This window comes from Peribacillus sp. NJ11 (genome assembly GCF_030348405.1).
In the GTDB taxonomy this organism is placed as follows: domain Bacteria; phylum Bacillota; class Bacilli; order Bacillales; family DSM-1321; genus Peribacillus.
Window position 1 is genome coordinate 213,145 of the sequence record NZ_JAUCFO010000002.1, and the last position, 13,021, is coordinate 226,165.

Here is a 13,021-nt window from a genome sequence, read left to right on the forward strand (position 1 = left end):
AATTTACTGGGGTGAGGTCTTTCTTCATGATATATCCCCGTACCTGATGGATGAAGAGGATTAATCATTTCAATGAGCTATCGAAAAAGAGCATTTATGTTTGACTAAGTTGAAATAACACAATAAATTTTAGTTTAGATTCAAAAAAAATGAAGTTATGAAAAGATGCCTTACTAAAAAGAGGCCATTCATTTGTCATGAACTATGAAAAACACTAAAAGTTTTCAATACGTTATTTGTTTCTTCTTCCGTAATGCCGATATAGCGTAAGGTAACGGAAGGGTGCGAATGATGCAGGATACGTTGCAGCATGGCAATATCCTTCGTGGCTTTGTAAAACCAATAGCCAAACGTTTTCCGTAAGGTATGGTTGCCCACATGTTCTACCCCAGCGAAGCCTGCCGCCTTATTTAACTGCCGGTAGGCCTGAGTAGGGGTACCCTTTCTGACGGGAATAAATAGGGGATCGGGACGGTTTGGCATAGTCAGAGACCTCCCGAAAGCAATTCGCGATATACATGTCGCGGATTTTTTGCGTTTTGCCTTTTTTAACTCCACTATGAGAGGAGCCTACTGTAGGACTATGTGCTTCATAGTTGTAAACGACCCAGAATGGGTTATATAACGGTGGTGCATCTAGTGGGTATTGTGCTTTTCTTGGCTATTCAGTGCTTTCTACCGCTATATTGATAAAAAAGAAAATCCTATATAAAAAGTGTCCGCCCTAAAAGAGGTGCATTTATACCGTTCAGAACGTCCATAAAAGTACATAGAAGTTCGCAAAGTTCATCAATACTTTAACGAAAAACGGTAGTTTTAAGGACAAATTACAACATTCATAAAATTGTATTTTTACAAACGGATGACTATTTTTCCTATATAAGTGGTTTTTTTGAATTTTTTTTGCAAGGTGGTATAAGTTTAACGTTTACACATGACAAACGCTCAGTCATTCAAAGGTTTGTTGAATAACTATAGATAGAATGTCTAGATAGTTATTTGTCTTTTCCAAACATCCCTAATATTACACCAAACATTTCGATTACGGCTGCTCAGACTGTACCGTTACTTTTGGCTTCCATTGCTCTTGAAGAATTAGCCCTCGCTCACATCATCAATGCTGAGGTAGAGAAGCTTCAATTTGTTTTAGGAACATTACCAACAGGAACCACACTTTCTCTTGCAGTGGTTTCGTTACCCAATCTTCTTGCTGTTGATGCAAGTGTTCAAAGAACGCTTCGTGATGTGATCAAGAAAGAAATGCTGCTGGAGTTCAAGTTTGAATACGTTCTGGATTTAATCGCAACTCTTCCTCCTCCGCCCACAGTAACGATTACCTTGGAGGCTGATCCAACCACGATATGTATACCTTTTGGAGTGGAGCTATCGCCAGTGCCTATTACCTCGACTCTTACTGGTCAAGTGTTGGTGAATGGTAGTCCCGCTCCAGTAGGTACACAAGTGAATTTTTCAGTAAGTAATCCCGCTCTTGGCTCTATAGCTCCTGCTTCTACTACAACTAATGCTTCGGGTAACTTTGTCATCAACCCTATTTTTACAGCTACTGACGGACCTGGGACAGTAACTATTACCGCTACGCTTCCTGCTTTTCCTGGAGTAACTGCAAGTGTCACTATTATTATTGTTAACTGTCAAACAACACTTTGTGATTGTGAAGTAACGCAAGGTGGGGCATCGGGAGTCGATTTTGATATACCAGAGGTTCAGGCTTAGCAACCACAACAGTTATGTTTAACGGAGACCTTCAAGACCCACCAGGATCAGTTAACTATTACGGTCTTATATGTTCGAGTTAAACACCAACTAATAACCCTTTACGGTGGATCAATTATGGTCCCTGCATTTACTTTCACGGCAACTACCTTTACCGTTCCTAGTTGTCTGGTAGCACTGTGTCAATAACGGGTCAAGGAACTACCGACAACCCTGGTTTGTTTGGTGCTACTCCTGCGTACACCCTCAATGTCGACAATATAATGAATAACAAGAGCATTACTGTAATAATAATCGGAAACGGCAACATATTCATGTCGACAACACCACTTGGAAATGGTCAAATAGCTCTCTCCGATTGTCCTTAAACTGATTCTGGAACGTAAGTGATTTACTAAAACATAAAAGGTGAGTATTATGTCAATTGAAAAGACGATTTTTCCTACTACACAATAGGAAATTCAAGTGATTTCAGAACCATTAAATAGCGAAAAAGGGTGGGAACCTAATGTGTAAAAATGATCATAAAGATAAATACAAGGAAGACAAAAAGAAGAAATATAAGAAGGATCATAAGGATGATAAAAAGCATGATGATTTTAACCATATATTAGAAGATATTCAAGTCCAACTCCAACTCCAAGAACAACAACAGAAGGAACTTCAGGTTCAACTTCAGAATCAGTTAATTAAACAACAAGATGAGACTTTAAATAAAATCTTACACAAAATAACGAAGATTTCACAACCACTAGAAAATATTCAAGTCCAACTTCAACTCCAAGAACAACAACAGAAGGAACTTCAGGTCCAACTCCAACTCCAAGAACAACAACAGAAGGAACTTCAGATTCAACTTCAGAATCAGTTAATTAAACAACAAGATGAGACTTCAAATAAAATCTTACACGAAATAACGAAGATTTCACAACCACTAGTAAATATTCAAGTCCAACTCCAACTCCAAGAACAACAACAGAAGGAACTTCAGGTCCAACTTCAGAATCAGTTAATTAAACAACAAGATGAGACTTCAAATAAAATCTTACACGAACTAACGAAGAGTTCACAACCACTAGAAAATATTCAAGTCCAACTCCAACTCCAAGAACAACAACAGAAGGAACTTCAGGTCCAACTTCAGAATCAGTTAATTAAACAACAAGATGAGGCTTCAAATAAAATCTTACACGAAATAACGAAGAGTTCACAACCACTAGAAAATATTCAAGTCCAACTCCAACTCCAAGAACAACAACAGAAGGAACTTCAGGTTCAACTTCAGAATCAGTTAATTAAACAGCAGGATCAGACTTCAAATAAAATCTTACACGAACTAACGAAGATTTCACAACCACAACCACTTCTATTAAAATCGCCTTTTAGCATAATCGATACACTTGATTTAGATGTAGAAAAAAAGGCGCAGATTGCAATGTTTGTAGCTAATAGCGGTAGTAGTAATAAAAATGAAGATGAAACTAAATAAAGAAGAAGAGGCTGTGAAAGCCCCTTCTTCTTTATTTGAAAACTAGTATATTAGCCGCCCAATACTCTTATCATACATCCAATTAGGGACATTTTTTTGATAAATTGACCTGTCTTGTTGCATCATATATACCTCCCCGTGCGCTATCTCCAAGGATATCTAGATAAAGAAAATCTAGTTCAAAATTATCAACCTGTATTTAACCCATATAAGAAATACGAGGTAAATCTAGTGGTCTTGGGCTACCCTCATTGTTCATCATTTCATCTAATCTCGTCTCCAGATTAGGTTTTGATACAACTTATGCATAGCTAATAAAGAGGGAACAAAAAATTGGCGTATTTTCAGCATGGGGAAGTTTTCTGCTTTAAACACGGTGAACAAGGATATTAATAACAAGAACAGCGATAAGGATATGGACTGCTTTTGCTGTTCTTTTATTTGCTTTTGAATGTACGATCATGATAATTATCATACAATCGGTAACCGGATTAATGAACTCCCTTCGATACTACAAAGAATTTAGTATGAAGTATTTAAGCAAAGAGGTTGGGAAACACACCCACCAGCAGTTAATGTTCCAAATTTACATCTTTTGCATATAATTGTTTAGATACATTTTACAGGGGAGTGTCTTAAATTAAGAGGAATCATTCTTGCAGGAGGAAAAGGGAACAAGGCTAAAACACTTGAATACCGTCGTAGATAATCTATTTCGAGAGTCACTAACACCATTTGAAGGCTCATTAAACTCTGCAGTTAAGCCTAATTATGTAACTGGACGGCGAAAGAGAAGAAAAGGGGATATACGCAATGAAAGTAGTTATTCTAGCGGGAGGATTCGGAACGAGAATAAGTGAAGAATCCCGCTTAATACCAAAGCCATTAATTCAAATCGGAGAATATCCGCTTCTTTGGCATATCATGAAAAGCTATTCCAAGTATGGATATAATGAATTTATTATTTGCTTAGGATATAAGGGATACAAGATTAAAGACTATTTTTTAAATTACTTTCTGTACAAATCCGATATTACCGTAGATTTTTGTAAAAGCAATCAACAAACAATCCATCATCACAACGCCGAACCATGGAAAATCACTCTTGCGGAAACTGGTTTGGAATCGATGACTGGAGGCCGTCTAAAGAGAATTCGAAAGTATATAGGAAATAATCCTTTTATGCTTACTTATGGAGACGGAGTCTCAGACATCAATATAGATCAGTTGGTGAATTTTCACAAAAAACACGGTAAAATAGCTACTGTTACCGCAATCCAGCCAGCCGGCAGGTTCGGCTCCTTAACATTGGGAGAGGAACAAAGAGTTGAGGCTTTTCATGAAAAAATTAGAGGGGATGAAGGTTGGATAAATGCCGGTTTCTTTATCTTGCAGCCCGAAGTGTTTGATTACATTGAGGGAGATTCTACGATTTTTGAACAGGGACCATTAGAGGACCTAGCAAATGCAGGACAATTGATGGCTTACAAGCATACCGGCTTTTGGCAACCGATGGATACATTGCGTGACAAAAAAAGTTTGGAAGAATTATGGAAATCAAAAAAGGCTCCGTGGAAAATTTGGTAATAGTTAATTGTAATTAAAACGAAATTCTCTATGTTTCATTGAATTTGCATTTGAGCTAGTACATTACTTAATTCAAAAGGTATTTTATTAAGGTAATTGAAAAGCCTATATTCGCTTTTTTGTCAGTCTTATTTTTATAGAATAAGAAACTCTATCCTTATTACTGAAACTTGTACCGATTAACCACATCCCAATATTTAATTTGAATAATAACCTATCATTTAATTAAAAGGCCAATAAGGTGATTACCCAAAACTATTCCCGTTTTTTTGTTAAAATGGCCAACGGCAGTGTCGGTTACCACTATTATTATTACCGTTGGCCTCATTATAATTTAGGCAACTTTAATCAGTCGCACAGTATTGTTCAATTTGTTTTAAACATAGGGATCTGAGATTTTTATTTTGTTGATATGCGTGTGTAAACTCGATGATGCGGTCGAGCGCTTGATCAAGATTCCATTTGGGCTCCCAACCTAATTCGCTCTTTGCCTTTGAACAATCTACCTTTAAATAGTGTGTTTCATGTCTTTGGGCATCCAGCTCGATTTCGTACGAGGCATTTCCGCCCCACTTGTCACACAACTTTTGTACTATCCACTCAACCGGTTTCGCATCGGAATCATTTGGCCCAAAGTTCCAGCTTTGTGAAAAATACTTTCCATCTTCACACAGTTTTTGGGCTAGCAGGAGGTATCCTCCCAAAGGCTCAAGCACGTGTTGCCATGGACGAATGGCGCCTGGATTTCGAATTTTCAGCTTTGAATCTTCCATTAGCGACCTGATGAAATCAGGAATCAAACGATCAGATGCCCAATCCCCACCACCGATTACATTTCCTGACCGTACCGAAGCGATGGCAACACCATGAACATCATACTCGTCAGGGTTAAAAAAAGAATTTCGGTAACACATAGTGACCAGTTCGGAGCATGCTTTGCTGTTGGCGTAGGGATCGTATCCTCCCAATTCATCCACCTCGCGGTATCCCCATATCCACTCTTTGTTTTCGTAACATTTGTCACTCGTAACATTAATGACGGCTTTGATGGGTATATTATTTTGGACAGCCACACGGACGGCTTCCAGAAGATTTACGGTGCCCATGACATTGATTTCATATGTTTCAGCGGGAATCTGATAGGATGCCCTTACAATGGGCTGGGCGGCCATATGAATGACAATATCCGGTTGTGTAGTCATAATAGCTTCCTGCAAGTCTTCTTTTGACCTTATATCTCCTAGTATTGAGTGCGCCAATTTATCGATTTCGCATAATTCAAATAAGCTGGGATTCGTAGGAGGCTTCCGGGTAAATCCGGTAACCTTTGCGCCAAGTGACTGCAGCCAAAGGCACAGCCAGGATCCTTTAAAGCCAGTAGATCCTGTAATTAAAACTTTTTTATTCTTCCAAAAGGTCTTATCAATCATAACAAATTTCTCCTTTGCCATTCAGAATTGATTGGGTAAGTTACGCCCCCAAAAATTCACCTCTCGAGCGGGTTGTTGGCTGCAGGCCCTACCAATCGGGAATTGGATACAATCACTTTTGAGATAAAACATTATATGAAAGGGCATCTATACTTATCCAACTTATTGAAAATAATCACGAAAGTCGAGATTTTGACACAATGGAAGATTTCTATTAATACCTCTTGGGAGTAAAGCTAATTGGTAGATAGCTGTAGTTAATTTGTCCCAGTGACTCATTTTAGTATTCCCTCAATCTCTCTTCGAATTTCATCAGAGACTCTGCCCCAACTCCAATATTGTTTGATTGGCCAGGGCTTGTAATTAAATTCCTTGGGATGAAAAAAATCATATTCATAATGGTTGATTTCATCAATAAAAGCCCCGAACGGTACAAACTCCGATGTGCGCGGATGTTTCAAATCAAGATAAAACTGTTCGGGAGTTTGAGCAAACCGAAGCTTTATGAAATTCGCAAATAACTGAGTTGCTTGCCTGGTGAAATAAAATCCAGGAGCAACCATATAGCTAAACGGTGTTTCTTTTCCTATAACATAGTCCGAGCCTTGTTTCCAAACAGTTCCATCTCCTACCTCGGACCAGGGCTGGCGCAACCATTTAATTTTGTCGCCCAACATCCATAAGGAAGGGGAAAAGTCTTCAAAAAATACTTGGTCAGAATCGACAACCACCACCGCGTCTGCATCCGTAAATTGATCCCAACTTAATTTGATGCCCATTTGCCACCAATAGCCGACCCCATTGGGATAGAGACCATTATCTGGAGGCTGCTCAAGCTCTATATATTTTACAGGGATATTTCCGGGAGGAGGATTATAGTTGTGGCCTCGAGTCGATACGATTACAATTTGCCGAAATCCTTGAGCGAACTTGTTTACCGATCGAATGGAAAAATTCAGCCATTCCTCGTCCCCTGGATAAGTTTTATAAAACAGGTCAACCTTTGCAGTCACTAAATCACTCCCTCTTCTACGCTTTTGCTGAGTTTTAAGTGAGATCCATGTATTACCATTTGTCGGATCACACGGCCTTTGTTTAATCACAGTGTTTTTTCGTAAATATTATGGCAGCTTTATCGGGTCAACTTGAGATCTAAATTTTGCAAAATAAAATGCATCTTTGAACATAAGCAACACCCCTCAATCTTTTATGGGCTCAAGCCGAATTTTCTGAAAAAAATCAGGCAGCGGAACAACGGAACTGACCTGTAGTATTAAATGTTTATTTTCACTCACCTTTTCAGAACAGGTAATGATGGACCTTTTTTTTGTAATCACATGTTCATCTTTTTTAAATTATCCCAAAATTATATGCACCATATAATTTAAGTAGACCACCCATTCCTAGACGGACAGCTCAAAATATCCATTTTATTTGATAAGTGAATAATTTGCTTTGTACATCTTTCCAAGGGTGTTTGGGAGGATGCTCAATTTTGTCTACTTTGAATATAATCAATATATTTGCCGATATATTCCTGGAAAGTTAACTTTTGATGGCCAAATGTGAAGCATCTGTCACTTGGTTTTATCGTGGTTAGTCCTAAATGCTTTATTACGCTTGGATAGATGGGATGAATATGGTCATTAAAGATGTCATAGACATAATGGAGCAGTTCTCCGCTGGGCATTCCCAATGTTTCAAGAATTCTCATGGATAAATACTGAATAAGCGGATATTGGGGATGATTTATTGTGCAGAATATATGATAGATTTTATAGGTATGTTCGATGTAATCCACAATTGGAATATCTATGGATGCTTCCCGTCTTCTCAATTCATTGATGGAATCTAGCAACAGCGATTGAATTTCGTTGAAAGAGTAGAAATCGTCATCCGATATTAAGTTAAGTACTTGTTGTTTATTGAGCCCCTGCTGTAATAAACGAATGACATTCTTATCACCATATGGAAATCCATCCGTTGCTGTTTCAAGTTGGGGATAATAAGGAACAAAATAAGCATTGCCTATACTTATGCGTTTACATTTGTCAGGAAGCTTAGATAATATATAGTTTGTGGACAAATACTCGCCAAATGAATTACCTACATTTTGATAAATGAATAAATCACATTGGTTTAAATAATGCTGTTCTATCCCTGTTTCCATATTACATTCATGTACTGGTGGTATTTCAATCATTTGATAAATCTGGTTAAAAGCAGTTGAGGATGTTAAATACTTTCGAATGGGCCATACATGACAGTTCCCATATACAATACAATATTTCACTATATTTCCCTCCACTTATAATGCTTGTACACTTTATTTTATGAAGAAAATAATTCATTTGTGATTAGATTATTAGCATTATCAAAATAATGTGATTTTTCACTACTCTTCACGCATACCAGGCTAGTCTCTTCGGAATTAAGAAAGCGAATATTATCTATGGTCAGGAATCGAACCCTACAAAGTGGCACTTGTGCAAAAAGAACCTCCTTGCCAATCACACCGCTTAACATTAGTAATTTGGGTGGGGGAAAACTTCACTAGGAGGTTCGCTGGCAATTTGGTATACCGCCTAATAATAATGCGATAATCATGGATTCAACACATTTTAAATTCACTATTGCCTTGTATCCTGATGAACATACCAATCTATGGTCTTTTTCAATCCTTCTTCTAAACTTACCTTTGCTTCAAATCCAAAACAATCCTTCGCTCTCTGTACATCAATTGATTGATAGGCTTGATTATGATGATAAATCTTTTGTGTTGAATGAAGAGGATGTAATATCAAGGATAAACAATGTAGCTGAAATCTTACTACGATTAAATCATTAACATTCCTTATGGTGCTAACGGGTGCGTTCGTTGAATTACAGGGTCCGAAAAAGGGCTCCTTAATATAAGGGAAGTTGAAAGAGTGTACGGTGATGTTTCTACAATTTTTTTACAAATCAAGATAACCAATAATTAACAATTATAGTAAGCTTAATTTTGTTATATCCATCATTTTTCAAGGGATGGTGCAAGGGATGCTTAAACGAATAATAACTATGGGATGATAACTCTATTATTAGGTTTAGCATCCTTTATTTTTGGGCCACAGTATATAATTATTCCTATCGTATCTTTGTTATTGGGTTTTATTACTTACCGGACCTTTGATTTTGAAAAAGAGGATAATCCTTGGACTTTTACATTGGACTATTATTTGCTTTTACAGGATTAATATTGAACTTTTTACATTATGTACACGTATTGAACTGATGTTATGGTTCATTTCAGCAAAAAAAGAAGAAAAGGAACAAGAACGCAGAAATAACGAAAGAATTTCTATTGTCGTAAGATGCGTTAAATTAAAATTGAAGTGAGTTACTTCGGTAACTCCTTTTTTCTTGTTGGTGCGTAGCTGAAGATCGGAGCTGTCTTTAAGGCAGCTTTTTCTTTATGCAACTAAAGGGGCAGGTTGGTTGAAGAAGGAATATTAGTGAAAATTACAGAATAATCCATTTATCAATGTTCTTGAAAATGCACCGATGGAAATTTTTTTTGGTCACTTTAAAGATTTAGCAGAATATAAAACATGTACTAAATTAACGGATGTGAAGGAAGGAGTTGATGACAATGAGTGTCGGTATCCATGGGATCTATAGAAAAATGGCCCCTGTAGAATGCCGGGACCATCCATTAAAGCATCCAACCAGGACGCTCTTTTTTTTTGATTTTTTGCACTTTCAAACTTCTTACCAACGTTTGTATATTTGTTTATATATCTATAAGACTGCATAAGGATTTGAATTGTATACATGGTGATGTGAAGGTAATAGGATGATGTATACCGAATAAAATCAGTAAGAGGGTTTAGGAGGGGATTACATGACAACATACTTAGAACAATTCGCACGGAATCGGAGAAGAAAAGACAAGACAGAAGTATTAACCGCACGCCTTCCAGAAAGCTTGTACTATGATTTTAAAGGTTATTGCACCGAACTCGGTCTATCTATCAGTGAAGCTGTTTGTCTACTAGTAGAACGTGAAATGAGTGAGAAAGTGAGTGTATCAGAAGAACTAGCAACTTCAGATGAATACAAAATGAATGATGATGTAGTCGAAATGGATACGGAAGTAGTCAAAGTGGTCGCAAGAAGAAATTCAAATTCAAATACAAATAGATTCATAACGACACAATGGCAGGTAAATGGACAGCTTCCATGTCCATATTGTGGTCGATGGCTGGTGTCTACTAATTTTTCTAGACATGCAAAACTACACTCAACGACTACGCTGGAAATTTTCACGAATGAGAAGTATAGGGAGAAAATCACTTCAATGATTAAGGCGAAACAAGAAGAACTAAATTAGCAACCATTGTCATTAGTTGAACTAACTTGCCCTGTTACAGTGGATTCGTACCATTAAGCAGTTCATTGATCGTAACATTTGCAGAGTGCAATTTGATATTTTTTATTGTCTTAAATAGTTCAAATCGTGACATGCAAATAAAGGTACGGGCATTACCATCACAGATCTTAGAAATGAAGCTGAAATTATCTTTGTTTAGTTAGATAATTTGTTTTTAGAATACCATTAGTTGGAGAATTTATAATGAAGCCATATAAAACATGTCAGAGTTGTGGAATGCCGCTTTCTAAAGATGAATTAGGTGGAGGAACTGAAAATGACGGTAGTAAAATTACTAAATATTGTAGTCATTGTTATTTAAATGGTGAATTTACTCAAAATATTACTGCGATAGAAATGCAAGAATTTGTTCAATATCATTTGATGAAGAATATGAAAATGCCTAAATTTATTGCTGAGTTTTTTACTAGAGGAATTCCAAAGTTAGAGCGATGGAAGTAGTCAATTACTAGAAATCCAACATGCATCTCCCACTTGAAAAAAAGAGATACTAGATTTTAAAAGTATCTTCTTTGTATTTTTGAAACATTCCCGTTTTTATTAAACGGTAATTATACAAATTTAAGGGCAATACTACTTACGAATAGTAGTATTGTTTCAATGAATTACATCTAAAATGGTAATTAAATATATTAAAAAAATTCAGTCACAACCGAGTACTTATATTATAAAAGTACTCGGTTATGACTAATGTTTCTTACCGGTAATAGAACCGTTCGAAAAAGTACAAGTGTGGAAGCACTTTACGGACTTATTTATTATCCATAAACTTAGAGGCTATAAACGAGGAAAGGTTAAAACCAATCTGGTTCGTTATTTCACAGGAACCTTAAAAAAATTCATGGATCAAACATATTCGGCAATCGTTATATAAAGTAAGGTGGTAGTTTTAAATGCTTATTCGACTTACTAGACCCCTTAAAATACTTGTGTTTCTAGCTTTTGCCTAGAACTGTTTCTTTTTCATACAACAGGGAAGATCTCTAATTCAAGCTGTTGAGCCATGATGTAACGTCTATAGCCATCTGTCAGCATGTTTGTCTCTCGGTTAATAGTAAGGGGTTCATCTAAATGGCCGGTCTGTCTAACATAGTTGACCACTTGCTGCGTTTTTTCAGGATTAGAGTACGAGTTTAAAAACGCTTCTGGAACCACGGATTTCTTTCAGTGCTATAAATCCTCGGTTCTTGTTGGAGCTTTTGGTGTTTCTGCTGCTTAAATCTTTATGGAGTGGGTTGTTTCTCTTTTTTCTGAGAGAATAGATACTTGAAAACAGATCAATCCGAGTGGACAATCCTCCACTGGTACATCCAACTGATCCTGCTTGCAATTGAATAAGTTAGGCAATTAACAACGGCCTTCTTATATTAGTTCGCATGTTACGAACTTGCCGTTGGTGAACAGTTATAGCTAACTTTGTAAATAAAAAGCCCCCTAAAACAGGAGGCTTTTTACCTTGCATTTTAAATTATCCTTTAATTAAAAATCGATTAAATATCTTTCCTATACCGTAAATAACTAACATTCCAATAGGCACTAAAAATGCTATTTCTAATAATGAATAAACCAAGTACTTTGAACCTTTAAAAATAGAAAAATTGGTAGCCCCTAAAGCTAGAACGGAAGCAATAATAAAAGTAATGAAAACATTATAATTTTTCATTTTTTTCAATTCTTTTTTAATTAAATATAACCACGTGTTTTACAAAAGTCTGTGAAGAAATCATATTTACCTTTTAAACATTTAGGAGATAACGGGTATACCTCCTAAACAATACCAATTTTACAAGGAATAAAAATAAAGGCAATAGTAAAGTTTATTTTATTATTTTATAAACAGTAACACTGTCACTTTTTTATTTTGCTTTTCCTTCTGGAATCGCTTGTTTAAAAGCGTTCATGGCTGTATATGTAATGGTGTCTTGTTCGACTATGTGTGAAATAGATTTCGTAATAACGCAAGGTAACGATGGATGAGAATGATGCAGGATCCATTGCAACATGGCAATATCCTTTGTGGCTTTGTAAAATCAATAGCCAACGTTTTTCGTAGGATATATGGGGTGTTCTCTCTTTCTGGACGGGAATAAATAGGGATTCCCGGCGTTTTGGGAAAAATAGTAGACCTCCTGAAATCAATTCGCGATATACATGTCACGGATTTTTTGTGTTTTCCCTTCTATGACTCGGAGTATCTTGTTTTGTTTGTCTTTGAGGTCCAGTATCTGTTGTGTGGTAAGTTTGAGAAGGTCCCTGACACGCAGGGCGGTTTCGCAGCCTAAAAAAAACAGGATGTAATCTCGTTCGAACAATGGCGCTTCAACGCCCATTTCATATCTTCTAACT

General features: G+C 36.7%; 11 protein-coding genes. 5 read left to right on the top strand and 6 right to left on the bottom strand.

Going from position 1 to position 13,021, the window contains the following annotated elements:
- Window positions 1-195: 195 nt before the first annotated feature.
- Window positions 196-483, bottom strand: a complete 288-nt coding sequence (locus tag QUF86_RS27775; RefSeq protein WP_289336429.1) for a tyrosine-type recombinase/integrase — start codon at window positions 481-483, stop codon at window positions 196-198.
- A 516-nt stretch (window positions 484-999) separates the two neighbouring features.
- Between QUF86_RS27775 and QUF86_RS29025 the strand changes: the two genes are divergently transcribed.
- The 3 genes from QUF86_RS29025 (at window position 1,000) to rfbF (ending at window position 4,810) form a co-directional block, all read left to right on the top strand.
- A complete protein-coding gene (locus QUF86_RS29025; protein ID WP_483313967.1) occupies window positions 1,000-1,734 on the top strand; it encodes an alpha-helical endospore appendage domain-containing protein in 735 nt (244 codons plus the stop codon).
- A gap of 508 nt (window positions 1,735-2,242) precedes the next feature.
- Window positions 2,243-3,223: a hypothetical protein gene (locus QUF86_RS27785; RefSeq protein WP_289318976.1), complete on the top strand. Its 981-nt coding sequence runs from the start codon at window positions 2,243-2,245 to the stop codon at window positions 3,221-3,223.
- Window positions 3,224-4,036: 813 nt separating this feature from the next.
- The gene (gene rfbF, locus QUF86_RS27790; RefSeq protein WP_289318977.1) at window positions 4,037-4,810 is read left to right on the top strand and encodes a glucose-1-phosphate cytidylyltransferase; all 774 of its coding nucleotides are present in this window, start codon (window positions 4,037-4,039) and stop codon (window positions 4,808-4,810) included.
- A gap of 344 nt (window positions 4,811-5,154) precedes the next feature.
- On the opposite strand, the gene rfbG is transcribed toward rfbF, so the two are convergent.
- The 3 genes from rfbG to QUF86_RS27805 all read right to left on the bottom strand — a co-directional run bounded on the left by rfbG (window position 5,155) and on the right by QUF86_RS27805 (window position 8,533).
- Window positions 5,155-6,240 carry a CDP-glucose 4,6-dehydratase gene (gene rfbG, locus QUF86_RS27795; RefSeq protein WP_289318978.1) on the bottom strand — a complete coding sequence of 362 codons (1,086 nt, stop codon included), beginning with the start codon at window positions 6,238-6,240 and terminating at the stop codon, window positions 5,155-5,157.
- Between the two features lie 275 nt (window positions 6,241-6,515).
- Entirely contained in the window at window positions 6,516-7,253 is a 738-nt protein-coding gene (locus tag QUF86_RS27800; RefSeq protein WP_289318979.1) for a hypothetical protein, read from the bottom strand.
- 476 nt (window positions 7,254-7,729) lie between these two features.
- The gene (locus tag QUF86_RS27805) at window positions 7,730-8,533 is read right to left on the bottom strand and encodes a WcbI family polysaccharide biosynthesis putative acetyltransferase (protein WP_289336430.1); all 804 of its coding nucleotides are present in this window, start codon (window positions 8,531-8,533) and stop codon (window positions 7,730-7,732) included.
- A gap of 1,593 nt (window positions 8,534-10,126) precedes the next feature.
- Between QUF86_RS27805 and QUF86_RS27810 the strand changes: the two genes are divergently transcribed.
- Complete coding sequence (locus QUF86_RS27810) at window positions 10,127-10,615, top strand: hypothetical protein (RefSeq protein WP_289318982.1); 489 nt, start codon at window positions 10,127-10,129, stop codon at window positions 10,613-10,615.
- Between the two features lie 243 nt (window positions 10,616-10,858).
- Window positions 10,859-11,116 carry a zinc ribbon domain-containing protein gene (locus QUF86_RS27815; RefSeq protein ID WP_289336431.1) on the top strand — a complete coding sequence of 86 codons (258 nt, stop codon included), beginning with the start codon at window positions 10,859-10,861 and terminating at the stop codon, window positions 11,114-11,116.
- A gap of 1,027 nt (window positions 11,117-12,143) precedes the next feature.
- Here the strand turns inward: QUF86_RS27815 and QUF86_RS27820 are convergent.
- Together QUF86_RS27820 and QUF86_RS27825 are read right to left on the bottom strand one after the other, a co-directional pair.
- Window positions 12,144-12,338: a hypothetical protein gene (locus tag QUF86_RS27820; RefSeq protein WP_289336432.1), complete on the bottom strand. Its 195-nt coding sequence runs from the start codon at window positions 12,336-12,338 to the stop codon at window positions 12,144-12,146.
- A gap of 472 nt (window positions 12,339-12,810) precedes the next feature.
- The gene (locus tag QUF86_RS27825) at window positions 12,811-13,005 is read right to left on the bottom strand and encodes a hypothetical protein (RefSeq protein ID WP_289336433.1); all 195 of its coding nucleotides are present in this window, start codon (window positions 13,003-13,005) and stop codon (window positions 12,811-12,813) included.
- Window positions 13,006-13,021 lie beyond the last annotated feature (16 nt).